The organism is Dyella sp. 333MFSha (assembly GCF_900102405.1).
GTDB lineage: Bacteria > Pseudomonadota > Gammaproteobacteria > Xanthomonadales > Rhodanobacteraceae > Luteibacter > Luteibacter mycovicinus.
In genome coordinates this window covers 294,758-316,747 of the sequence record NZ_FNBR01000001.1, presented here as the reverse complement: position 1 = coordinate 316,747, position 21,990 = coordinate 294,758, and the positions used below count along the sequence as shown (strand labels likewise).

General features: G+C 67.5%; 20 protein-coding genes. 19 read left to right on the top strand and 1 reads right to left on the bottom strand.

What is annotated here, in order from left to right; translation table 11 throughout:
• Positions 1-3 precede the first annotated feature (3 nt).
• From BLT40_RS01315 to BLT40_RS01235, 17 genes are all read left to right on the top strand, one after another.
• A complete protein-coding gene (locus tag BLT40_RS01315; RefSeq protein WP_079522130.1) occupies positions 4-789 on the top strand; it encodes a glycosyltransferase family 2 protein in 786 nt (261 codons plus the stop codon).
• Complete coding sequence (locus BLT40_RS01310; protein WP_090350865.1) at positions 789-1,397, top strand: LolA family protein; 609 nt, start codon at positions 789-791, stop codon at positions 1,395-1,397. The genes BLT40_RS01315 and BLT40_RS01310 overlap by 1 nt, the downstream gene beginning before the upstream one ends.
• Entirely contained in the window at positions 1,394-3,745 is a 2,352-nt protein-coding gene (locus BLT40_RS01305) for an MMPL family transporter (protein WP_090350863.1), read from the top strand. The genes BLT40_RS01310 and BLT40_RS01305 overlap by 4 nt, the downstream gene beginning before the upstream one ends.
• Positions 3,742-5,004, top strand: a complete 1,263-nt coding sequence (locus BLT40_RS01300; protein WP_090350861.1) for a beta-ketoacyl-ACP synthase — start codon at positions 3,742-3,744, stop codon at positions 5,002-5,004. The genes BLT40_RS01305 and BLT40_RS01300 overlap by 4 nt, the downstream gene beginning before the upstream one ends.
• Positions 5,004-6,230: a beta-ketoacyl-[acyl-carrier-protein] synthase family protein gene (locus BLT40_RS01295; protein WP_090350860.1), complete on the top strand. Its 1,227-nt coding sequence runs from the start codon at positions 5,004-5,006 to the stop codon at positions 6,228-6,230. The genes BLT40_RS01300 and BLT40_RS01295 overlap by 1 nt, the downstream gene beginning before the upstream one ends.
• Positions 6,227-6,961 carry a beta-ketoacyl synthase chain length factor gene (locus tag BLT40_RS01290; RefSeq protein WP_079522260.1) on the top strand — a complete coding sequence of 245 codons (735 nt, stop codon included), beginning with the start codon at positions 6,227-6,229 and terminating at the stop codon, positions 6,959-6,961. Before BLT40_RS01295 ends, BLT40_RS01290 begins: the two co-directional genes overlap by 4 nt.
• Positions 6,958-7,725, top strand: coding sequence for a lysophospholipid acyltransferase family protein (locus BLT40_RS01285; protein ID WP_343123888.1), 768 nt, complete (start codon positions 6,958-6,960; stop codon positions 7,723-7,725). The genes BLT40_RS01290 and BLT40_RS01285 overlap by 4 nt, the downstream gene beginning before the upstream one ends.
• Positions 7,722-7,991, top strand: a complete 270-nt coding sequence (locus BLT40_RS01280; protein ID WP_079522138.1) for a phosphopantetheine-binding protein — start codon at positions 7,722-7,724, stop codon at positions 7,989-7,991. The genes BLT40_RS01285 and BLT40_RS01280 overlap by 4 nt, the downstream gene beginning before the upstream one ends.
• Positions 7,979-9,151 (top strand): ApeI family dehydratase, encoded by a 1,173-nt coding sequence (locus BLT40_RS20490; RefSeq protein WP_254857297.1) that lies wholly within the window; start codon positions 7,979-7,981, stop codon positions 9,149-9,151. Before BLT40_RS01280 ends, BLT40_RS20490 begins: the two co-directional genes overlap by 13 nt.
• Entirely contained in the window at positions 9,144-10,097 is a 954-nt protein-coding gene (locus BLT40_RS01270) for an LpxL/LpxP family acyltransferase (protein ID WP_079522139.1), read from the top strand. Before BLT40_RS20490 ends, BLT40_RS01270 begins: the two co-directional genes overlap by 8 nt.
• On the top strand, positions 10,087-10,527 hold the full coding sequence (locus BLT40_RS01265; RefSeq protein WP_079522140.1) for an acyl-CoA thioesterase: 441 nt from the start codon (positions 10,087-10,089) through the stop codon (positions 10,525-10,527). Before BLT40_RS01270 ends, BLT40_RS01265 begins: the two co-directional genes overlap by 11 nt.
• Positions 10,528-10,545: 18 nt before the next feature.
• Positions 10,546-11,268, top strand: coding sequence for a class I SAM-dependent methyltransferase (locus BLT40_RS01260; RefSeq protein ID WP_079522141.1), 723 nt, complete (start codon positions 10,546-10,548; stop codon positions 11,266-11,268).
• Complete coding sequence (locus BLT40_RS01255) at positions 11,265-12,443, top strand: beta-ketoacyl-ACP synthase (protein ID WP_090350857.1); 1,179 nt, start codon at positions 11,265-11,267, stop codon at positions 12,441-12,443. Before BLT40_RS01260 ends, BLT40_RS01255 begins: the two co-directional genes overlap by 4 nt.
• Positions 12,440-12,916 carry a hotdog family protein gene (locus tag BLT40_RS01250; protein ID WP_090350855.1) on the top strand — a complete coding sequence of 159 codons (477 nt, stop codon included), beginning with the start codon at positions 12,440-12,442 and terminating at the stop codon, positions 12,914-12,916. The genes BLT40_RS01255 and BLT40_RS01250 overlap by 4 nt, the downstream gene beginning before the upstream one ends.
• Positions 12,913-13,641 carry a 3-oxoacyl-ACP reductase FabG gene (gene fabG, locus BLT40_RS01245; RefSeq protein ID WP_090350853.1) on the top strand — a complete coding sequence of 243 codons (729 nt, stop codon included), beginning with the start codon at positions 12,913-12,915 and terminating at the stop codon, positions 13,639-13,641. Before BLT40_RS01250 ends, fabG begins: the two co-directional genes overlap by 4 nt.
• Before the next feature lie 70 nt (positions 13,642-13,711).
• Entirely contained in the window at positions 13,712-15,826 is a 2,115-nt protein-coding gene (gene yccS, locus BLT40_RS01240) for a YccS family putative transporter (RefSeq protein ID WP_090350851.1), read from the top strand.
• Positions 15,827-15,906: 80 nt separating this feature from the next.
• Positions 15,907-17,064: an isovaleryl-CoA dehydrogenase gene (locus BLT40_RS01235; RefSeq protein WP_079522149.1), complete on the top strand. Its 1,158-nt coding sequence runs from the start codon at positions 15,907-15,909 to the stop codon at positions 17,062-17,064.
• 9 nt (positions 17,065-17,073) lie between these two features.
• Here the strand turns inward: BLT40_RS01235 and BLT40_RS01230 are convergent, their stop codons facing one another.
• A complete protein-coding gene (locus BLT40_RS01230) occupies positions 17,074-19,908 on the bottom strand; it encodes a S8 family peptidase (RefSeq protein ID WP_090350850.1) in 2,835 nt (944 codons plus the stop codon).
• 263 nt (positions 19,909-20,171) lie between these two features.
• Here BLT40_RS01230 and BLT40_RS01225 point away from each other — a divergent pair, with 263 nt between their 5' ends.
• Together BLT40_RS01225 and BLT40_RS01220 are read left to right on the top strand one after the other, a co-directional pair.
• A complete protein-coding gene (locus tag BLT40_RS01225; RefSeq protein WP_079522152.1) occupies positions 20,172-21,347 on the top strand; it encodes a thiolase family protein in 1,176 nt (391 codons plus the stop codon).
• Between the two features lie 162 nt (positions 21,348-21,509).
• Positions 21,510-21,896 carry a hypothetical protein gene (locus tag BLT40_RS01220; RefSeq protein ID WP_079522154.1) on the top strand — a complete coding sequence of 129 codons (387 nt, stop codon included), beginning with the start codon at positions 21,510-21,512 and terminating at the stop codon, positions 21,894-21,896.
• The last annotated feature ends 94 nt before the right edge of the window (positions 21,897-21,990 follow it).

Genomic DNA, 21,990 nt, shown 5'->3' with positions numbered 1-21,990 from the left:
CCGATGGGGGGCAGGCCCGGACCGCGCGACGACGCGGCGCGATCCTTCGCGCCCTGCGCGGTCGTACCGATCTACAACCACGGACACACCATCGCCGCGACGGCCAATGCGCTCGCGGCCCATGGCGTGCCCGTGCTGATCGTGGACGATGGTTCGAACGAAGAGACGCGGACGATCCTCGACGCGCTTGTCGGCGGTCGCGACGACCTTCGCCTCATCCGCCTGCCGGAGAACGGTGGCAAAGGCGCCGCATTGACGGCGGGTTTCGTTGCCGCGCACGACGCGGGCTACAGCCATGTGCTGCAGATCGACGCCGACGGCCAGCACGACACGGCCGATGTGCCTCGTTTTCTCGCGGCGGCGGAAGCCGCACCCGAAGCCATGATCTGCGGCAAGCCGATCTACGACGATTCGGTGCCCCGCGCGCGCCTTTACGGTCGATACCTCACGCACGTCTGTGTCTGGGCGGAAACGCTGTCCTTCGACATCCAGGACTCCATGTGCGGCTACCGCCTGTATCCGCTTGCCGAGACGCGTGCCGAAATCGCCCGCAAGCCGCTGCCGACGCGGATGGATTTCGACACCGAGATCGCGGTGCGCCTGTACTGGCGGGGTGTACCGGTACGCAACCTGCCAACGCGGGTAATCTACCCGGAGAACGGACTCTCGCATTTCCGCATGTGGCGCGACAACGCGCGTATCACGGCGATGCACACGCGACTCCTTCTCGGCATGCTGCCACGTGCACCGCGCCTCCTCATTCGCAAGTTCCGCCACGGATCCCCCTGATGCACCGTCTGCTTACCCTGATCGCCCTGCTCTTCGTCACCTCCGTCCATGCCCAGGCGCCATCGCTCGCCAACGAGATCCTCGGCAGTCTGGCCAAGCACCCCCAGGTGCGCGCCGAATTCAGCCAGAGCCGCGAAAACCCCGCCCTGGCGGAGCCGCAGGTCAGCAAGGGCGACCTGCTGTTCGTCATCGGACACGGCATGGTCTGGCACACACGCGATCCGTTCGAGGACACCCTCGTACTCACGTCCGGCGATACGCGCCGCCTGAGCGCGCAGGGCAAGCTGGAGCGGGTCCGTGACGGCAACCGTGGGGTGAGCCAGGTCTCGGGCATGCTGCAGTCGCTGCTCGCCGGTAAGTCCGAGGAAGCCGCTCGCCAGTTCACCATCACGGCCGACGGCAGCATCGACCGCTGGACCCTGACCTTCGTGCCGCGGCAGGCACGCGTGGCACGCGTCCTGGCCGGCATCACACTGAAGGGCGACGCGTTCCTCGAGTCCATCGAAGTGAACCTCGCCAGCGGCGAGCGCACCCTGATCACGTTCACGAATACGCGGGACGCCGACTCGCTGACCCCGGTCGAAGCGAAGGTCCTCGGCGTTCCATGAGGCCGTCCCCGACAACGCTGCGGGCCGGGCTCTTCACGCTCGTAGCGCTGGGCATCTGCCTGTTCTGCGCGTGGCTCCTGTTCGGTCGCGGCACCTCGCCGCTCCAGAGCGACATCATGACGATCCTGCCCGCGACGGAACGCCACCCGCTGGCGGAGGACGCCGTCGAGCGACTGGCCCGCGCCAGCGGCGACCGCATGATCCTGCTGGTGTCGAACGATGACGACGACGCGGCCAAGACCGCGGCGCGCGAACTCGGTGAGGCCCTGGGCAAGGATCCGGTATTCGCTTCGGTGATCGCCGAACTGCCGCCGTTCGATCTCGATCAGCTGGTCACGCCGTTCCTCCCGTTCCGCTTCCACCTGCTCACCCCCGAAGACCGGGCCGCCCTTACCAGCCCGGGCTTCGATGCGGTCGCCGCGCTCAGGCGCCGGCTCAACGAGCCGTTCGGCGCGAACGTCGGCGCGAAACTGACCGACGATCCGTTCGGCTGGATGCAGCACTGGCTCGATCGCCAGCCGTGGAACCGCTCCACCCTCGTCCCCGAGGACGACATGCTCACGGCGCACCAGGGTGACACCACCTATGTGCTGGTGATTGCCACGCTGAAGGGCTCCTCGTATGACGACGTGGTGCAGCGGCAGGCCGTGGCCACGCTGGCGAAGGCGGAGTCCGCCATGCTCGCGAAGCACCCCGGCACCACGCTGCAGCGCACGGGCGCGATCTTCTACGCCGCCGCCGCCCGTGCGGGTGCCGAGCGCGACACGCATGTGGTCGGCATCGCTTCGTCGGTGGGTATCGCGGTGCTGTTGCTGCTCGTGTTCCGCTCGCTGCGCCCGCTGCTGATCGCCTTTCTTTCCACCGCGCTGGGCGTGGTCGGTGCGATCGTCGCCACCGTGCTGGTGTTCGGTCAGCTGCACCTGCTGACGCTGGTCTTCGGCGCCGCTTTGCTGGGTGAGGCCGTCGATTATTCGATCCAGTACCTGTGTGCGCGGGCCAACACCGGCGCCGCGTGGAACGCCGAGCGTGGCGTGCGCCAGGTGCGCCCCGCGCTGTTGCTCGCGCTGGCCACGTCGCTGCTGGGCTACGCCTTGCTCGGCATCGTGCCCTTCCCTGCCCTGCAACAGATGGCCGTGTTCGCCATGGCCGGCATGGCGGTGGCATGCGCAAGCGTCTTCTGGCTGCTTCCCGCACTGGCACAGAAACCCGCGCGTGCACCGCTGTCGCCCGCGCTGGTCCGGCTGGCACTGGGCTGGCAGCGCGCCGCGTCCGGCCGGCGCGCCCTGGTCGTGCTCGCGGTGCTCGCTGTCGCCGCGATTCCCGGCTGGCTGCGCCTCGGCCACGATGACGATATCCATCTGCTGATCTCCCCGCCGAAGACACTCGAAGCACAGACGGCCTCGATCCGAGACGTCGCCGGCTTCGGTGGCGGGACGCAGTTCTGGCTGGTCGAGGGTACGAGCGCCGAGGAAGTGCTCCAGCGCGAAGAAGCGCTGACCGATCGACTGCGGACATGGATCGCGGACGGCAAGCTCACCGGTTTCACGGGCATCACCGCGATGCTGCCGTCGGCGAAGCGACAGGCGGAAAACATCGCGGCGGTCGCCCCGTTGTTCACACCGGCCGACCGTATGAACGCATGGCTCGCCGCTGCCGGTTTCAGGCCCGAGGGCATGGCATCGTTCGTCACCGCGTACCCCGGGCGCGCCTTCACGCTCGATGACTGGCTTGCGATGCCGGCGTACACGCCCTTCCGCTACCTGTGGCTGAGCGGTTCGCACGGCACCGGCAGTATCGTCGTGCCGCAAGACCAGGACGACGTCGCCCTGCTGCGCCAGGCGTCCGAGGGGCTGCCCGGCGTGTCGCTGGTCGACAAGCCGGCCAGCATTTCCGCCCTGTTCGGCCGCTACCGTGGTTATGCGGACGTGTGGCTCGGGGGCGCGCTCGCTCTCGTCGGTCTCGCCTTCCTGTGGCGGTATGGGCCACGCGCGGTGGGCCGCGTCTTGCTGCCGCCGCTGGCCGGCATCGTCTTCAGTGTCGCGGCACTGGGCTACCTGGGCCAGCCGCTGACGCTGTTCCACATCATGGCGCTGATGCTCGTCCTCGGCGTCGGCGCCAATTACGCGGTATTCCTGCGCGAAGGCGAACCGCATGCCGCGCACATCCCCGGCGCCGCCTATGCCGGTGTCCTGCTGTCCGCCGTGACCGCGCTGCTCTCGTTCGGTCTGCTCGCGCTCAGCACGATGCCGGCGCTGCAACATTTCGGCCTCACCCTGCTCCTCGGGATCGGTTTCACGGCGTTGATCGCGCCGGTGAGCGTCCCCGCACCGAAGAAGTCATCCGCATGAACACCGCCGTACACGCTCCGGGAGCGCGCACCCTCAAACGCGTCGTCGTCACCGGCTTCGGCGGCATCACGCCGCTGGGCCACGACTGGCATGCCATCGAGGCGCGGCTTCGCGGTTTCCACAATGCCGTCCGCCGCATGGGCGAATGGGATTATTTCGACGCGCTCAACGGTCGGCTGGGTTGCCCGGTCGATGACTTCGCGATGCCCGTGCACTGGTCACGCAAACACGTGCGCTCGATGGGCCGCGTGGCCCAGCTGGCCGTCGCGGCCAGCGAACGCGCACTGATCGACGCGGGACTGATCAACGATCCCTCCATCACCGACGGCCGCATGGGTGTCGCCTATGGCTCGTCGGGCGGCAGCATCGCGCCGGCCAAGACCATCGGGCGCATGCTCGAGACCGGTTCGATGCAGGGCGTCACCGCGACCAGCTACATCCAGATGATGGCGCACACCACTGCGGTCAACGTGGGCGTGTTCTTCGGCCTGCGCGGTCGCATCATCACCACCTCCAGTGCATGCACCTCCGGCAGTCAGGCCATCGGCTACGGTTACGAGGCGATCCAGCAGGGCAAGCAGACGCTGATGCTCTGTGGCGGTGCCGAGGAACTCTCCGGCCCCGGGGCGGCGGTGTTCGACACCCTGTTCGCCACGAGCACGCGCAACGATTCACCCGAACTCACGCCTCGCCCGTTCGATGCCCGGCGCGACGGCCTGGTGGTCGGTGAAGGTGCGACGACGCTGATCCTCGAAGAATACGAACACGCGATGGCTCGCGGCGCGACGATCTACGCCGAGGTGGTCGGCTTCGGCACCAATTCCGATGGCCAGCACATTACGCAGCCCACGCGCGAAACGATGGCTGCCGCCATGCGCATGGCACTGGCCGATGCGGGCCTCACGCCCGACGCGATCGGTTACGTCAGCGCGCACGGCACCGCCACCGATCGCGGCGACGTGGCCGAAACCCATGCCACCGCCGACGTGCTTGGCGGCGGCGTACCGATCAGCTCGATGAAGAGCTACGTCGGCCATACGCTCGGCGCGTGCGGCGCGCTCGAATCGTGGTGGGCGATCGAGATGATGCGTCGCGGCTGGTTCGCGCCGACCATCAATCTCGACACCCCGGACCCCGAGTGCGCGGCGCTCGATTTCGTCACGGGCCAGGGTCGCGAGATCCGCACGGGTTACGTGATGAACAACAACTTCGCCTTCGGCGGCATCAATACGTCGCTGATCTTCAGGGCGGTCGATTGATGAGACGCGTCGTCGTCACCGGCATGGGCGCGGTGTCCTGTCTGGGACCGGACCGTCGCGCGCTGTTCGACGGGTTGCGTGCGCAGCGCGCGGGTTTCCGCGAGATGCCCGACTTCGCGACGCTGGGCATGCGCTGCCGGGTGGGCGCGCCGGCGGATGTCGCCGCGCTGGAACCACCGCATCGCAAACTGCGTCGTTATCTGCCGCAAGCGGCCGAGTACGCGTGGCATGCGGCGCGCGAAGCCCTTGCCGAAGCCGGCCTCGACGAGGACCGGCTGCGCGAACGCGATGTCGGTATCGTCATGGGCGGCTCCGCCGCGCTGAGCGAATACGAAGCCGGTCTCGACATGTTCCACGCGCGCGGCATCTCGCGTCTGTCGCCCTTCATCGTTCCACGCAGCATGGGCAGCGCGGTCGCGGCAACCCTCACGCACGCGTTCGGGTTCGGCGGTCGTGCCTTTACCGTCAGCTCGGCGTGCACCAGCGCCACGCATGCGATCGGCCAGGCGATGGAGTTGATTCAGCTGGGCCGGCAGGACGTCGTCATCTGCGGTGGCGCGGAAGAACTGCACGACAAAGCCGCGATGTGCTTCGACGTCATGAATGCGCTGTCGACGACGAGTGCTCCGGGCGAGCGCGTGTCCGCCCCTTACGAGGCCGACCGCGACGGCATCCTGCTGGGTGGTGGCGCGGGTGTACTCGTGCTCGAATCTCTGGAACATGCGCAAGCGCGTGGCGCCACGATCCTCGCCGAAATGGCGGGCTACGGCGCCGCCTCCGATCCGGACGGCATGATCAGCCCGGAGGCCGGTGGCATGGCCGAGGCCATGCATCAGGCCATCGACCTGGCGGGAACGATCCCCGACTACATCAACACCCACGCCTGCGCCACGGTCCAGGGCGACCTCGCCGAATGGCACGCGCTGTGCCGCGTGTTCGGCGACCGCGGGTGCGCCGTGCCGTGGATGTCCTCGGTCAAGGGGCTGATCGGGCACGCACCGGCCGCGGCCGGCGCGCTCGACACGATCGCGGGCATCGCGATGATGGAAGCCGGCGTGCTGCTGGGCGGCGCTCCCGTGCGCGAACTCGACGAGGCCTTCGCCGACGCGCCCCTGATCGAAGGAGAGCGCGCCGCGCGCATCGGCAGCTTCCTGTCGAACACGTTCGGCTTCGGCGGCAGTTGTGCGGCGCTGGTCGTGCGACGGTTCGACGGGGCCGGCGCATGATCGCCCTGCGCATCGACGACTGGCGCGCGTGGGCGCCCGGTATCGAGGACGGCGATGCGTGGGCACGCTGGGCCTCGGCCCCGCATGTGCCCGCCGATACGGGCCAGCAGCCCGCCTGCGATTTCGTGCCGCCGATGCAGCGTCGGCGACTCAGCCGCCTTGCGCGCATCGTCATGCACACCGCCTGGCCGTTATGCGCCGACGACGAGCAGTTGCCCTTCGTCTACGCCTCGCGGCACGGCGAAACCACGCACACGCTCGCCATGCTCGAGGAGATCGGGCGCGACGCTCCCCTGTCGCCGACCCGCTTCGGACTTTCCGTCCACAACGCGATCGCCGGGCAGTGGTCCATCCTGCGCGGCCAGCGCGACGAATCCGTCGCCATCGCGGGTGAGGGCGATACGTTCGAGCACGCCATGGTGGAAGCCGCGGCCCTGCTCGATGACGGCGCCCCGACGGTCATCGTCGTCGTCGCGGAAGAACGGCCACCGGTCGCCTACGACGGCTGGATAGACGACGTACCGTTCTCGTACGCCGTCGCGTTGCGCGTGTCCCGGGCAGGCATGCCCGGTGCCGGCGCGCGCTGGCAGCTGTCCCTGCGCGGTAACACGGACGCGTCCGCGCCGGTGGACGGCCAGCATGCCCTGCACTTCATCCGGGCGCTGCACCATGGCGCCTCCCTCGACCACCCGTGGAAGACACGACGATGGACCTGGCAGCCGATAGCGTGAACCGACGTCGGGACGCCTGGGCGTGGCGCTTCATCGGCACCGCGCTCAGCTTCGCGTTGTTCGGCATCGGCGGTCTCCTGCTCCGCGGGATCATCCTGCCCGTGGTCCTGCGCTGGCCCGGCGAAGCGTCGGTTCGACGCCGCCGTGCGCGGCGCACCGTCGGTCGCGCCTTCTGGCTGCACTCGCGGTTCATGTGCCGCATGGGCGTCGTCGATTTTCACTTCGAGGGCTGCGAGCGGCTGGGAAAGCCCGGCCAGATGATCGTCGCCAACCATCCGTCGCTGATCGACGTCGTGTATCTGCTCGGCCACGTGCCCGATGCCAACTGCATCGTGAAACACAGCTTGTGGAAGAACCCGTACATGCGCGGACCGGTGACGGTTGCCCAGTACATCAGCAACGACGGCAGCGCCGAGATGCTGGAAAGGGCCGCGGGCGTGTTGCGCGAGGGCCAGACCCTCATCGTCTTCCCCGAGGGCACGCGTACCACGCCCGGGCAGGATCCTGTCTTCCATCGCGGCGCGGCGGCCATCGCCGTACGGGGCGCGCGGATCGTCACGCCCGTCTATATCACCGTCGAGCCGACCACGCTGACCAAGGCGGACCGCTGGTATCACGTGCCGGACCGGCGCGTGCACGTTCGTATACGCGTCGGCGACGACCTCGATGTGCGAGCCTTCAGCGAAGGCACCCCGGCGCCGATAGCCTCGCGCCGTCTCAACGAACACCTCCACAGCCTCTACGCCAGGGAACGGAAGCCATGAACGACCTGGAGCGGGATATCGCCCGCCTCATCATCGAGACACTCGCACTCGATCACCTGACGGTGAACGACATCGCGGCGGACCAGCCCCTGTTCGGGCAGGGGCTCGGCCTCGATTCCGTCGATGCGCTCGAACTCGCACTCGCCCTGCAGACCCGATATGGGCTGAAGATCGCCTCGGATTCGCGCGACGCGCGCCGCCATTTCGAAACGGTCCACAACCTGGCCCTCTACGTCAAAGCGAACGGCGAGCCATGCGTAAACTGAGCGACATGGTGCTGGTCGTTGTCGGCATCCTTTTTCCGTTCATCGTCTATTTCGGCATGGACCACGTGTCCACACCGGTCTTCGGCCTGATCCTGGGCGGCTTGTGGCTGATCCGAGCGCCGGCGCTTCTGCGTCAACCTGGCGGCGGGTGGATGCTCGGCATCACGCTGATCTATTGCACCGTACTCGCCTTCGGAGGTGAAGAGCGCCTGCTGCGCTGGTATCCGAGCCTGATCTGCGCGTTGCTGTTCGGCGCGTTCGGCCTCAGCCTGAAGTTCGGGCCGCCGATGATCGAGCGCATCGCGCGAGTCGCCGAGCCCGACCTGCCGCCGGTGGCCATCGCCTATACGCGCAAGGTCACGTGGGTATGGGTGGGGTTTTTCTTTCTCAATGGCACCGCCTCCGCGCTGCTGGCGGGATGGGGGCCGCTGTCGTGGTGGACTTTCTACAACGGCATCCTGGCTTACTCGGTGATGGGTGCGCTTTTCCTCGGCGAGTGGATCCTGCGCCAGCGCCTGCGTCGGCGGATCAACAAGGCGCCCATGGATGCCGCCGCCTCACGGCTGCGTTCCCATCCCTGGGTGGACGGTGCGGCGGGTGGCTACGCCGGCAAGAAAGGCCCGGGCATGGTCGTCGCCCTGAGTGCCGCGGGCCGCACCGCCCTGCTTCGCCACGGACGCACCGGCCTGCTCAACGAACTGGGCCAGCAGGCCGCCGGAGACGACGCCCTGTCGACGCCGCTGGTCTGGCGCTTCGTTGCCGATTTGCCCGACGCGCAGCACGTCGACGACACGCTGCGGGCCGGGCTTCCGACGGAGCCCGTCGTGCTCGGCGAGCATCGTGACGATGAGGGCGTGGTCATCGATCTGGAACTTCCGATCGATCTGGCCTGCTTCGCGGAACACTTTCCCGAGGCACCGGTCGTGCCGGGCGTGTTGCAGGTCGGCTGGGCCTTGTCGTTCGCTTCGCTTCGCCTGGATACGCCGACCACGTGTCGCGGCATGGACGCACTGAAGTTCCAGCGCCTGCTTCGACCGGGCGACCGGCCACAACTGCTGCTCCGTCACGATAAGGAGCGCGGTCGCCTGCAGTTCGCGTATCGCATGAACGGGGAGCCCGTCTCATCCGCGTATCTGCGCCTGGACGGCGCGCATGTCTGATTCGGCTGCCAGCGGACACTGGACCGCGCAGAAGGAGCGCGGCAGTTTCCTCGGCCTCAAGCTCACCGCGATCGCGGTGCGCCTGCTGGGTCGTGGCCTCGCCACGCCGGTCATCTGGCTGGTGGTGCTTTATTTCTACGTGACGGGGCGAACCACGCGACGCAACGTGGTCGACTACCAGCGCCGCCTCGCCGCCTGGAGCGGTCGTACGGATCTCTTCCCGCGTCGACGCGCGGCCTTCGCACAGTACCGTGCTTTCGGTGACTGCATGCTCGACCGTTTCGACGTGTGGCGCGGCAAGCTCCGCCTGTCGTCCGTGGACATGGACGATCCGGACGGCGTACGCAACGCGCTGATCGGCGGCGGGCGCGGCCAGATCCTCATCTGCACCCATCTGGGCAACCTCGACGTGTGCCGCGCCATGGCCGAGATCGGCGAGGGCGTGGCGCTCAACGTGCTGATGTATCTGCCCAACGCGGCGCACTTCAACCGGCTGCTCGGCGAGTCCGGCGATCGGCGACTGCGGCTGATGCATGTGGGCGACCTGGACACCGCCACCATGATGGATCTGTCGCAACGGCTGGATCGCGGTGAGTGGATCGCCATCGCCGGCGACCGCGTGCCCCCACACGGTGCCCGCACGGTCGAGGCCGATTTCCTCGGCGCGCCAGCCCGCTTCCCTCAGGGCCCGTGGCTGATGGCCGCCATGCTGCGCTGCCCGGTCAACGTGGTCTGCTGCCTCAAGTACGGCCCACGCTATCGCATCCACCTGCGTCGCTTCGGGGACGCCAGCGGCTGGGATCGTGGCCGCCGCGGCAGCTTCATTCAGGATGCGGTGGCGCGCTATGCCGACTGGCTGGCCGCCCGTTGCCTCGACGCGCCGCTTCAATGGTTCAATTTTCACCCGTACTGGCAAGGTACGAACGGAGCTCCCCATGCGCGCTAACGGTGTGCTCGCGACCGAGATCGAGGTCATCGTGCCCTTCTTCGACGTCGATTCGATGGAGGTGGTCTGGCACGGCCACTACGTGAAGTACCTCGAGGTGGCGCGCTGCGCCCTGCTCGACGACGTCGGCCACAACTACGTGCGCATGAAGGAAACCGGCTTCGCCTGGCCCATCATCGACCTCCAGCTGCGCTACGCGCAGGCCGCACGCTTCGGCCAGAAGCTCACCGTGCGCGCCGACCTGATCGAGTGGCAGAACCGGCTCAAGATCCACTACACGCTCAGCGACGCCGTCACCGGTGCGCGGCTCACGCGCGCCAGCACCATCCAGGTCGCGGTCAGCGTCCCCGCTGGCGAAATGCAGCTCGTCTCTCCCCGCGTCTTTACCGACGACGTCGAACGCCGGCTGGCCCGCACGTCGTCACCCTGATCGAACGGAATGCCTGTCATGAAATACGCCAGCGCCACGTACGTCGAAGAAACCCGGATCGGTTTCGTCTTCCTGCGCACCCATACCTGGCAGCACCACGTGCTGCGTGTCGCCATCAACGATCACAAGCGCCTGATCGGCGAGCCGCTGCCGCAGGGCGGCACACTGCTCGACGTCGGCTGTGGCCAGGGACGCTCGTTCCGATATCTCCGGGACGCGTTCCGCCCGGCGCGCATGCTGGGCCTCGATGCCGACCCGCACAGCATCGAGCTGTCGAGGGCGGAGGCCCGACGCGAAGGCATCGACGTCACGCTGATGGTCGCCGACTGCGCGCGCATCGATCTGCCCGACGCCAGCGTGGACGTGCTGTTCTGCCACCAGACGTTTCATCATCTGGTGGAGCAGGAACGCGCTCTCGATGAATTCTGGCGCGTACTGAAGCCCGGCGGCCTCCTGCTGTTCGCGGAGTCGACCAAGGCGTACATCGATACCTGGGTGATCCGCTGGTTCTTCCGCCACCCGATGCACGTGCAGAAGACCGCCGACGAATACCTTGCGATGATCCGCGGGCGTGGGTTCCGCTTCGAGCCACGCAACGTCTCGTTGCCGTACCTGTGGTGGAGCCGGTCGAAGGACTTCGGCCTGCTGGAGCGCTGGGGTATCAGGAATCCGCCACCGCCGGGCAAGCGCGAGGAAACGCTGGTCAACGTCGCCGCGTGGAAGCCGCTCGACGCCGCATGAAGACCTATCTCAACGCACTGGGCGTGACCTGCTCGCTGGGCGCCGGCAAGGCCGCCGTCGCGGAAGCGCTGTTTGCCGGAGACAAGCGCGGGTTGCGCGATATCGATGGCTGGGCGCCCGGACGGACGCTTCCTCTTGGCGAAGTCGTCGATGCTCTGCCCTCGATGCCGCGGGGCATGGAGGCGCATGACACGCGCAACAACCGCCTCCTGCTGCTCGCCGCACAGGAAATCGAAACCGAACTGCGTGACGCCATCGCCCGCTACGGTGCCGACCGCATCGGCGTCGTGATCGGCACGAGCACCACGGGGATCGAGGAGGCGACCGGCCATATCGCCACGCGCGGGCGTAACGGCGCGTGGCCCGACGCCTACCGTTATTCCGATCAGGAACTGGGCGCACCCGCGGCCTTTCTCGCCGAATGGCTCGGCATCGCCGGTCCCGCCTACGGCATTTCGACGGCATGTACGTCAGGCGCCCGCGCGCTGCTCAGCGCGCGACGCCTGTTGCGCCTCGGCCTGTGCGACGCCGTGATCTGCGGCGGTGCCGACACGCTGTGCCGTCTGGCGACGCACGGCTTCCATGCGCTCGAAGCCACCGACGGACAGCGTTGCGTACCCTTCTCGCTTTCACGGCGCGGTATCAACATCGGTGAGGCCGCCGCGCTGTTTCTCATGACCCGGGACGCCGCCGAGGTCGAATTCGTCGGCGGCGGCGCCAGCTCGGACGCGTACCACATGTCGTCGCCGGCACCTGACGGCCGTGGCGCGGCCGAAGCGATGCATCGCGCGCTCGCGGCGGCCGGCATCGAGGCGAGCGCCATCGATTACGTCAACCTGCACGGCACGGCGACCGAACATAACGACGCGATGGAGAGCCACGCCATCGCGGCTACGTTCGCGCGACCGGTGCCATGCTCCTCGACCAAGGCCATGACCGGCCACACGCTCGGCGCCGCCGGCGCCCTCGAAGCCGCCTTCTGCTGGCTGGCACTGGCCGATGCGGAACGCCGGATGCCGCCGCACGTATGGGACGGCGCGACGGATCCCGCCCTGCCCCCGTTGCATTTCACCGCGGTCGGCGACCGGTCGCCCGCGGGCAAACGTCATCTTATGAGCAACTCCTTCGCGTTCGGCGGTAACAACGCGAGCCTGATCCTGGCGGACGCGACATGACGATCTGGCCTGTCGAAACCCTGCTGCCGCACGCCGGTCGCATGATCCTGCTCGACCGTGTCCTGGAATGGGATGCCGAACGCATCGTCTGCGAACGTCTGGTCCGACGCGGCGATGCCTTTGTCGAAGCGACCGGTCTCCCCGCGTGGGCGGGCGTCGAGTTGATGGCTCAGACCATCGCCGCGTGGAACGGCTGCCAGGTGCTGACGGCCGGAGGTCAGGTCAGGCCCGGCTTTCTCCTGGGCACACGGGCCTACCGCGCGGATGTCGATACGTTCGCGACCGGGGCACTGCTGCGCATCGAAGCCGTACGCCACTTTCATGATGAGGAAGGCATGGGTGCGTTCGCCTGCCGTATCGACGCGGAAGGTCTGCATGCCGAGGCACGCCTGACCGTGTTCAGCCCGCCGGACCCGACACCCTTTCTCGATCCTCGCCATAATCGTCTCGACTCCAGAGGTGCTCCACCATGACCGACACCATCTTCGTCACAGGCTCCAGCCGTGGCATCGGCCGCGCGATCGCGTTGAATCTCGCGGACGCCGGTTACGACCTCGTGGTGCATTGCCGCTCACGCCGCGAGGAAGCCGACGCCGTCGTCGCGGAGATCGTCGCCAGGGGCCGCAACGCCCGCGTCGTGCAGTTCGACATCTCGGACCGCGCGGCATCCGCCGCCGCGCTCGAGGCGGACGTCGCCGGGCACGGCGCGTATTACGGCGTGGTCTGCAACGCCGGCCTCACCCGTGACGGCGCGTTCCCCGGCCTGACCTCCGACGACTGGGACCAGGTGCTGCGGACCAACCTCGATGGGTTCTACAACGTACTGCACCCGCTGGTGATGCCGATGATCCGTCGGCGCAAGCCGGGCCGTATCGTCTGCATCACGTCGGTCTCGGGCATCATCGGCAACCGGGGACAGGTGAACTACAGCGCATCCAAGGCCGGAGTCATCGGCGCGGCGAAGGCACTGGCCGTCGAACTGGCCAAGCGCAAGATCACGGTGAACTGCGTGGCGCCGGGCCTGATCGATACGGACATGCTCGACCCCGAGGTGCCGGTGGAGCAGATTCTCAAGGTGATTCCCATGGAGCGTACGGGTACCCCGGAAGAAGTGGCGGCGGCGGTACGCTTTCTGCTCAGCCCGGAAGCGGGTTACATCACGCGGCAGGTGCTGGCGGTGAATGGCGGGCTTTGCTGAGAAAGCCCGCGACAAAAGATCGCCATCGGGGCCGCCTCTCATCAGCGTGGTAGCGGGCTAAGCTAAGGCCATGCTTTCCCTACGCCATCTGGCAGAATCCGACCGCTTCGCCGATGTCATGCGGGTGCTCCTCGCACTGACCGGTATCGCCGCCTGGTCCACGCTCGCCGGACCAGCCGACGCGATCGTCCCCGCGCTGCTTGGCGCTATCGCCTGCGCCCTGGCCGAAACCGATGACGCCTGGCGGGGCCGCCTGCGCGGGCTGATCGTGACCTTGCTGTGCTTCGCGCTCGCCGCGGTCGCGGTGAAGGCCTGCATCGGCACGCCGCCGCTGTTCGCGGTGCTGCTGCCGGTGGGCACGTTTCTTCTGGTCATGCTCGGTGCCGCCAGCGGGCGATACGCCACGATCGCCACGGCCACGCTGATCCTCTCGGTCTACACCATGATCGCCACGGACAGTGCCGGCACGGCAGCCGGCGGCTGGCATGGCACGCTGGCGATCCTCGCCGGCGCGGCGTGGTACGGATCGCTCTCGCTGCTGTGGAGCGCGCTCGCACCCCAGCGTGCGGTCCGCCATGCACTCGCCCGCCTGTTCGAATCGCTGGCCGCGTTGATCGAGGCAAAGGCGGCCTTGTTCGAACCGGTGCGCGGCCTCGATCTCGACGCACTGCACATCGAGTTCTCGAAGCGCAACCTGCGCACGGTGGAAGCGCTGACCGCCGCGCGCGTCGCGCTGCTCGATCGCATCGGACGCCGCCAGCCGCGCGGGCGTTCCGCGGCTCGTCTGGGCATGTTCTTCGTCGCCCAGGACATCCACGAGCGGATCAGCTCATCGCATTACCCGTACGACGAACTGGCAGGCGCGCTCTACCACAGCGACCTCATGTTCCGCTTCGGACGACTTCTGCGATTGCAGGCCATCGCCTGTCGCGAGCGGGCCGATGCGATTCGCGAGGTCGCTCCGCTGCGAACCATCGCCCTGCCGCGCGCCGCGCTCGACGACCTCCGCGAGGCGCTGGCCTATCGCCGCCGCAGCGACCCGCCGGACGAAGCGATCGACGACGCGTTGTCCGCCCTGCTGGACAACATGGAGCGCCTGCAGGCCGGCATCGAAGACGAAGGCAGCCTGCGCGACGACGCCGACATCTCGCTGCAGGACAACGAGCCGGCGTCCATTCGCGAAGCATTGGGCAGGGTGCGCCTCCGTCTGAACCGGCGCTCGATGCATTTTCGCCATGCGATGCGCCTGGCGATCGGCATGCTCGCGGGTTACGCGTTGATGCTTGCCCTGCATCCGACGCACGGCTACTGGATTCTCCTGACGACGCTGTTCGTCTGCCAGCCCAGCTATGGCGCCACGCGACGTCGCATGGTCCAGCGTATCGCCGGCACCACGGCCGGGCTGATCGTCGGCTGGGCGCTGCTGCGTCTGTTGCCGCCGGGCGACTGGCGGCTGCCGGTGCTCGTGGCGACAGGTGCCGCGTTCTTCGCCTTCCGGCTGCGCCGTTATGCGCTGGCGACCGGCGTCATCACGCTGTTCGTGCTGCTCTGCTTCGATCGCGTCGGTGCCGGGTACGACGCCATCGGTCCGCGACTGCTCGATACCTTGCTCGGCGCGGTGGTCGCCGCCGCGGCCATTCGCTTCGTGCTGCCCGACTGGCGGGTGCGCCGGCTCGACGACATCGTGGCCGATGCCTTGCTGGCCTATGGACGCTATCTGGAGCGGATCGCCGACCAGTACGCCCACGGCAAGGCGGACGATCTGGCCTATCGCATCGCCCGACGGGATGCGCACGCGGCACAGGCCGCCGTGGCCGGGAACGTGGCGGAACTGCTGGGCGAACCCGGGCATTCCCGCGATCTCGGCGAGCGCGCCCTTCGCCTGCTCACGGCGCTTCAGGCGGGACTGTCCCACCTGTCGACCCTCGGTTCGCACCGGCAATCCCTGCCGACGGACGACGCGCTGGCGCTGCAGACACTGGCCCGCCACATGACCCACGGCTTCGACACCCTGGCCGGGCATATCCGCGCCGGCACTGCCGCATCGCCGCTGGACACGCCAGCGCTCCTTGCCGGCAGCACGACGCGCGGCACGGTGGGCGCCGAAACGGTACGCCTGGTCGATCGCCAGTGCCTGTTGCTGATCCGCGTACACGACCGTATCGCGGCCATCGCGAAGGCCTGATTGCTGCGTCGCGCCGTGGCTTGACGGCATGCGCACGCTACGATGGGGAGGTTTCCCCATCCCTTTTCCGGAGTTGCACCATGCGCCCGTTCTCCCTCGGCGACGACCTCGACCTCCTGCGTGAAAGCGTCCGCGCGTTCGCCGACAAGGAAATCGCACCGCGCGCGGATCGCATCGATCGCGAAAACGTGTTTCCCGAAGACCTCTGGCGCAAGTTCGGCGAGATGGGCCTGCTCGGCATCACCATTCCCGAGGAATACGGCGGCTCCGGCCTTGGCTTTCTTGCGCACATGATCGCGATGGAGGAGATCTCGCGCGCGTCGGCCTCGGTCGGTCTGTCCTACGGTGCGCACTCCAATCTCTGCGTGCAGAACATCTACCACAACGGCAACGACGAACAGCGTCGCAAGTACCTTCCGAAACTCGCGAGCGGCGAGTGGGTCGGCGCGCTGGCGATGAGCGAGCCGGGCGCCGGTTCGGACGTCGTCGGCTCGATGAGCTGCAAGGCCGAACTGATCGACGGCAAGTGGGTGGCCAACGGCACCAAGATGTGGATCACCAACGGACCCGATGCCGACGTGTTGCTGGTCTACATGCGCACCGCCCCGCGCCCCGCGGGCAGCCGCTGCATGACCGCGTTCATCGTCGAAAAGGGCATGAAGGGTTTCTCGACGGCGCAGAAACTCGACAAGCTGGGCATGCGCGGCTCCAACACCTGCGAACTGGTGTTCGACAACTGCGAGATTCCCGCGGAAAACATCGTCGGCGAAGTGAACGAAGGCGTGCGCGTGCTGATGGGCGGTCTGGACACCGAACGCCTGGTGCTGTCCGGCGGTCCCATCGGCATCATGCAGGCGGCGGTCGATCTCGTGCTGCCCTATGTCCGCGAGCGCAAGCAGTTCAACGCGCCCATCGGTACGTTCGGCATGATGCAGGGCAAGGTCGCGGACATGTACACCGCGCTGCAGTCGTCGCGCGGGTTCGCTTACATGGTGGCCCAGCAGTTCGATAACGGGGTGAAGTCGCGCATCGACCCCGCCGCCTGCCTGCTCAATGCCTCGACCAACGCGGTGAAGGTCGCGCTGGAAGCGATCCAGTCACTGGGCGGAAACGGCTACATCAACGAATTCCCGGCGGGCCGGTTGCTGCGCGACGCCAAGCTCTACGAGATCGGCGCCGGCACCAACGAGATCCGTCGCATGCTGATCGGCCGTGAACTGTTCCACGGCAAGTCGTAATCCGCCGGCCTACCAGTTCATCCGGAAACTCGCGTTCGCCGAACGCGAGTGATCGCGGTCCGCGAACCGCTGGTCGACGTTGAAGCCCAGCTGGGTGCTGGCCGTCATGTCCCAGCCGAGCGACACGCCTGCCGTGCCGGCCCGGCGCGACAGGCCGATGCCGTCGACCGGCGCCCACTGCGAAAAGCCCGTGTAGCGTGCCGCGAAGACCTCGCCCTTCGTGGCGAACGCATTCTGCCAACCCAGCTTCGCATCCAGGTGCAGCGCACCGCGCGTGGTCAGCCATGAACTGCCCGCGCGAAGCCCGAACCCCGCCTGCCAGCGCGAGGTGGTGTGGCCATCGGCGGTCAGTCCGAAGCCGTCGCCACCGGTTTCCGAGAAACCATCGCGGCGGATGCTCGCGTACTCGACGTTGGCGAACGGGGTGAGCGTGAACGCGCCCGCATGGCTGCGGAAGCCGACTTCGCCGTAAGCGGACTGGTAGCTGCCGTTCTGGTCGCTGCCCGCGAACGCGGCCTGGTCGCCGAAACGCAGCAGGCGGCGCATGTCGCCACGGAAACTGCCGAAACCGAACTGACCCACCCCGTACCAGTTGGCGCCACGCGAGCCGGCATAGAACATGCCGGCGGTGGAACGGCTGCGCTGGCGATCGAAGCTGCCGTCGAGCTGGCCGTGGCTCGACATCTGCGCGACGGCGACGCCGGCGAAGCCGTTGAGACCGAGACGGATGTCGTTGCCGACCAGGCCACCGTTGAGGTTGAAACCGACGTTGCCGAACCCGCCGCGGCTCATGCCGCCGCGGGAATCGAGGGACTGCGTCCAGGCACCGGAGCCTTGCTGATCCAGGTGTGAGATCAGCGCATCGTTGCTGGCGTCGATACCGGCGAGCGTCACGGCGGTGCCAGCGGCATACAGCTGGCCGGAGAGCGACTCCAGGGAGGCCCTCGCCACCGCGTCCGTGCGCGACTGCTGGATCTGGCCGGCGGCGACGAGCGTCGTCACGGGCGGCGCGGATGCTGCCGCCACCGGGCCAGCCAGCGAACCCTCGATCTGCTGGAAGGCTCCGTCAAGGCGCGTCGCCGAGGTCGTCGCCGCGGCCGAGCGCGCCATCACCGCATTCGAGTTCGCCACGGCGGTCACGCTCAGGCTGGTCGTGTCGAGCCAGATTTCCTTAGGTGCGTACTGGACCGTCGATGACAGGAACACGCCTTGCGCGAACGTCGTGCTGGTGAACGTGCCGGTCACCGACTCAGCGGTGACCAGGGACTGGTGACTGGTCACCGTGTAGCCGGGCACGGCGCCGGCGACGTACAGATCGCCGCCAAAAATCCGTACGGCGCCCGCGACGTTTACGGGAGCGCCGAGCAGCACCGAGAGACGCGACGGCCCATAGAGCCCGAGATCGGCCTTTATCTGGGTGGGATGCGCCGTCAGCTCCAGAGTGCCGTTGACGTCCACGCTGTCGCGGAGGCCGTTGGTCTGACCCTGTCCGAGATCGCCGTGAACGATGAGCTTCGCTCCCACGTCCTGCACGATGATTCGCGCCGCGGGAAGGTCTTTCATGACCTCTACGGTCGTCGTGTCTTCGGCATTCAACGCGGAGAACGTATTCGTGCCCGTGATGGTCAGCTTGCCGCTACCGTAGACGTTGAGGCCGTCGCCGGAAATGTCGTTCGAAAACGTTACGTTGGCCGAGCCGATGTCCGCGCGGAAGGCATGATCGAGCCTCGCCGGGCCAAGCATCGCCTTGCCGAGGTTGAGCCGGCCGTGCCCATAAATGGCGTCGACACCGGGATCGCCCAGATCGTCGGCCGTGCTGAACATGAGGTCGGCCAGGGCTTCGTTGTCGAAGTGCGGAAAGGTCTGCAGGAGGACGGCCGCCGCGCCGGCGACCTGGGGGGCGGCGAGCGACGTACCGGTCCACACCTGGTAGGCCGGCTTGGCGGCGGTCGACGACGCGGCCAGTGTCAGCACCTCACCCGGCGCCGCGATGCAGAAAGCCTTCGCGTCTCCGCAGCGGTTCGAATACGAGGCGATCCGGCTCGTGTCGTGGCTGTCGAGGGCGACGACGGCGATCCAGCCGCCCGCCACGGAAGGCGCGCGAAGCGGCAACGCCGCGATGTCGGACGGATTCGCCGCGCCGTCGTTTCCGGCCGCGAACACATAGACCGTTCCGCTGGAGGAAAGCACGGCGTGTTTATACGCATCGGCAAAGCTGGCCGTGGTGGCCGCATCGGACGCGTCCCAGTACAAGCCGCCCCACGAGTTGTTGGAGATACGCGCTCCCGCCTGGAACACGGCTTCGTTGACCGTGCCGAGCGGATCCGCCGAAGTCACCTTGTTGCCCTTGCCCGAACCGTCGTCCTTCGGCGTCGTATCGCTGACGATACGCGCGGAGACGATCGTCGCATCGGGAGCGATGCCCCCGGCGAACTGGCCGAACGGCTTGCCCGCGGCGATTTCGGCCACGGCGGTGCCGTGTCCGACGACATCGTCCACCTTCAGGTTGTTTGTGCCCGGATCGACGTAAGTGAACTTGTTGGTCACCCGGCCGGAAAGCGCCGGGCTTGCCGCCGTGACGCCGCTGTCGACGATGCCGATGGCGACGCCCGAACCGGTCAGCCCCGCGGCATGCGCGGCGTTCGCACCTGTCGCGGTCAGCTGGATATCCACCGGTGGCTGGTCGACCGGGGGGCTCGGCGTCTGCGGCGTCTGGGGCGCCACCACCTGTGGAATGTTGCGGCTCGGCGCACTGCTGCCGCCGCCACCGCAGGCGGTCAGACCCAGGCTCACGCACACGGCCAGCGCAAGCTCGCGCTGACGCAGCAGATTCGTCGTATTCACGTTATACCCCTGATTTCAGACGTCAATGTCCCACGCCGACTCTGGCGGACGTGTGGAACGGATGGTGCCACACGACTTTGCGAAAAATCTCATCCAGTCGGCAAAATGTTGAACCCGTCCGTGAAAACTGCCGCCGGCACGGCATCGCGGCGGCCGCCCACGGGCGTGTCGCAGCGCAGATTGCCCCTCCCCTGCCGCCACTGCGATACTCGACCGGTTTCCGTCCTCCCCAGGGCGGCCATACGATGTCCCACGGAGTCCCCATGTCTGAGATCGTCATCGCGGGTGCCAAGCGCACCGCCATCGGTTCTTTCCTCGGTCAGTTCACCGGCGTCCCCACGCCCACGCTCGGCTCGGTCGCCATCAAGGCGGCGCTCGAACAGTCCGGCATCGCGCCGGCCGATGTCAGTGAAGTGATCATGGGCTGCGTGCTGCCCGCGAATCTCGGCCAGGCGCCCGCGCGCCAGGCATCGCTCAAGGCCGGCCTGCCGACCTCGGTGGGCTGCACCACCATCAACAAGGTGTGCGGTTCCGGCATGAAGGCCATGATGCTGGCCCACGACCTGATCAAGGCCGGGTCGGCTTCCATCGTCGTCGCGGGTGGCATGGAGTCCATGACCAATGCCCCGCACATGGTCAATGCGCGCACAGGCATCCGCTACGGCGACGGCCAGCTGGTCGACCACATGGCGTGGGACGGGCTGACCAACCCTTACGACGGTCAGGCGATGGGCGTCTTCGGCGAACAGTGCGCGGACAAATACCATTTTACGCGCGAAGAGCAGGACGCCTTCGCAATCGCTTCGGTCGAGCGCGCGCAGGCGGCACAGAAGGCCGACGCGTTCGCCGGCGAGATCGTTCCGGTCACCGTGCAGGGCCGCAAGGGCTCGCAGGATTTCGCCGAGGACGAACAGCCGGGCCGCTCCGATACCGCGAAAATCCCGACCCTGCGCGCCGCCTTCCGCAAGGAAAACGGCACGATCACCGCCGCCAGCTCCTCCAGCATCTCCGATGGCGCCGCCGCGCTCGTGCTGCTTTCCGCCGATGAAGCGAAGGCGCGCGGCGTCACCGCGCTGGCTCGCATCGTCGCCCACGCCACGCACTCGCAGGAGCCGGAGTGGTTCACGACGGCCCCGGTCGGCGCCATTTCGAAGGTGCTCGCGAAGGCGGGCTGGTCCGTCGGCGACGTCGATCTGTTTGAAATCAACGAGGCATTCGCGGTCGTGCCGATGGCGGTCATGCGCGAGCTGGACGTGCCGCACGACAAGGTCAACGTCCATGGCGGCGCGTGCGCGCTGGGCCACCCCATCGGTGCCAGCGGCGCCCGCATCGTGGTCACCCTTCTCAATGCGTTGACGGCCCGTGGCGCAAAAAGGGGTGTCGCTGCGCTGTGTATCGGTGGCGGCGAGGCAACGGCGATCGCCATCGAACTGGTGTGAACCCGGCGTCGACGAGATAGATCTGGCGTCGTATCGTAATCACGCCAAATGCATGGGCTTTAATGCCCACTGAAGCGGCACGATGAGATTTGTAGCTAAGTTAAGACAAGTGGGCTATTAATACGCCCGCCTAACGGCATTCCACGGCTAAGGAGAAACATAATGAATTTGACGCGTACCCTTCTCGCCTCTGCGCTCGTCGCGCTTCTGGCAGCTTGCAGCAACGGCGCGCAGGATTCCGCGCAGGACGCCCAGAAGTCGGCTTCCGACGCACAGCAGCAGGCCGACAAGGCTCAGCAGGCTGCCGACCAGTCGGCCAATGCCGCCACGTCGCAGGCTGCCGACCAGGCTCAGCAGTCCGCTGACCAGGCCAAGGACGCTGCCGCTCAGGCTTCGCAGGCCGCTTCGGCCTCGACCGCCGGTGGTGCTTCCGAGGCTGCCAAGGACGCCGCTTCCAACGCTGCGGATCAGGCCGAGAAGTCGGCTGACCAGGCGAAGGACGCTGCTTCCAACGCTGACAGCGCAAAGGATGACAGCACCAAGAAGTAAGCCTTCCGGCTTATGGACTAAAAAGGGTCGCCTTCGGGCGGCCCTTTTTTCTTGGCGCGTTGCAGCGTTTTCCTTCGCGGCCGCCCCGTTATGA

Bases quoted from the DNA above. Each gene is read 5' to 3' on its own strand.
- BLT40_RS01315 (WP_079522130.1), top strand. From the start codon at position 4: ATGGGGGGCAGGCCCGGACCGCGCGACGACGCGGCGCGATCCTTCGCG.
- BLT40_RS01310 (WP_090350865.1), top strand. From the start codon at position 789: ATGCACCGTCTGCTTACCCTGATCGCCCTGCTCTTCGTCACCTCCGTC.
- BLT40_RS01305 (WP_090350863.1), top strand. From the start codon at position 1,394: ATGAGGCCGTCCCCGACAACGCTGCGGGCCGGGCTCTTCACGCTCGTA.
- BLT40_RS01300 (WP_090350861.1), top strand. From the start codon at position 3,742: ATGAACACCGCCGTACACGCTCCGGGAGCGCGCACCCTCAAACGCGTC.
- BLT40_RS01295 (WP_090350860.1), top strand. From the start codon at position 5,004: ATGAGACGCGTCGTCGTCACCGGCATGGGCGCGGTGTCCTGTCTGGGA.
- BLT40_RS01290 (WP_079522260.1), top strand. From the start codon at position 6,227: ATGATCGCCCTGCGCATCGACGACTGGCGCGCGTGGGCGCCCGGTATC.
- BLT40_RS01280 (WP_079522138.1), top strand. From the start codon at position 7,722: ATGAACGACCTGGAGCGGGATATCGCCCGCCTCATCATCGAGACACTC.
- BLT40_RS20490 (WP_254857297.1), top strand. From the start codon at position 7,979: ATGCGTAAACTGAGCGACATGGTGCTGGTCGTTGTCGGCATCCTTTTT.
- BLT40_RS01270 (WP_079522139.1), top strand. From the start codon at position 9,144: ATGTCTGATTCGGCTGCCAGCGGACACTGGACCGCGCAGAAGGAGCGC.
- BLT40_RS01265 (WP_079522140.1), top strand. From the start codon at position 10,087: ATGCGCGCTAACGGTGTGCTCGCGACCGAGATCGAGGTCATCGTGCCC.
- BLT40_RS01260 (WP_079522141.1), top strand. From the start codon at position 10,546: ATGAAATACGCCAGCGCCACGTACGTCGAAGAAACCCGGATCGGTTTC.
- BLT40_RS01255 (WP_090350857.1), top strand. From the start codon at position 11,265: ATGAAGACCTATCTCAACGCACTGGGCGTGACCTGCTCGCTGGGCGCC.
- BLT40_RS01250 (WP_090350855.1), top strand. From the start codon at position 12,440: ATGACGATCTGGCCTGTCGAAACCCTGCTGCCGCACGCCGGTCGCATG.
- fabG (WP_090350853.1), top strand. From the start codon at position 12,913: ATGACCGACACCATCTTCGTCACAGGCTCCAGCCGTGGCATCGGCCGC.
- yccS (WP_090350851.1), top strand. From the start codon at position 13,712: ATGCTTTCCCTACGCCATCTGGCAGAATCCGACCGCTTCGCCGATGTC.
- BLT40_RS01235 (WP_079522149.1), top strand. From the start codon at position 15,907: ATGCGCCCGTTCTCCCTCGGCGACGACCTCGACCTCCTGCGTGAAAGC.
- BLT40_RS01225 (WP_079522152.1), top strand. From the start codon at position 20,172: ATGTCTGAGATCGTCATCGCGGGTGCCAAGCGCACCGCCATCGGTTCT.
- BLT40_RS01220 (WP_079522154.1), top strand. From the start codon at position 21,510: ATGAATTTGACGCGTACCCTTCTCGCCTCTGCGCTCGTCGCGCTTCTG.